Source organism: Anaerotruncus sp. 1XD42-93, assembly GCF_009917605.1.
Lineage (GTDB): Bacteria > Bacillota > Clostridia > Oscillospirales > Ruminococcaceae > Anaerotruncus.
On the sequence record NZ_QZEG01000237.1, the window covers coordinates 1 to 552 of the forward strand.

Here is a 552-nt window from a genome sequence, read left to right on the forward strand (position 1 = left end):
CATGGAACCGTCCGCATAAAAGTAGTACCACTTGCCGTCAATCTGTTTGAAACCGCCGGCAAACATCCAGCCATTACTGTCCAGCCAGTACCATTTTTTATCGTCTTGCAGCCAGCCGGTGACAGGCTTGCCGTTTTTCAGATACTGCCAGGAGCCGCTGTGGTTCTGCATCCAGCCCTGGGCGGTCTGCGGGTCAATGACAATCTCCACAAACCGCCGCAGGACGGTAGCGACCTCGGCGCGGGTGGCGGTTCCTTTCGGGTCAAAGCGGTTGCCGCCTTTCCCCGCCATGATACCCGCCTGCTGCATGGCTTTGACCTCCTTTGCCGCCCAGCCGCTGATCTGCGCGTTGTCCGCAAACGTCACAGCATCATGGGCAACCGGCAGGTCATAGCCCAGCTTTTTCGCGTAATTTGCCATAATGACCGCCATCTGTTCCCTGGTGATATTGGTGTCCGGGGAAAAGGTGGTGGCGGAGGTGCCGTTTACAATGCCTTTTTCTGCCGCCCAGTTCACATAAGGGGCATAGTAGGCGTCTGCTTTCACATCGGT

Annotated in this window: 1 protein-coding gene; it reads right to left on the reverse strand. The window is 56.9% G+C overall.

The window, feature by feature from the left end; all coding sequences use genetic code 11:
- Positions 1-552 (reverse strand): S-layer homology domain-containing protein (locus tag D5269_RS18225; RefSeq protein ID WP_199735804.1); only part of this gene is annotated, 552 nt, incomplete at both ends.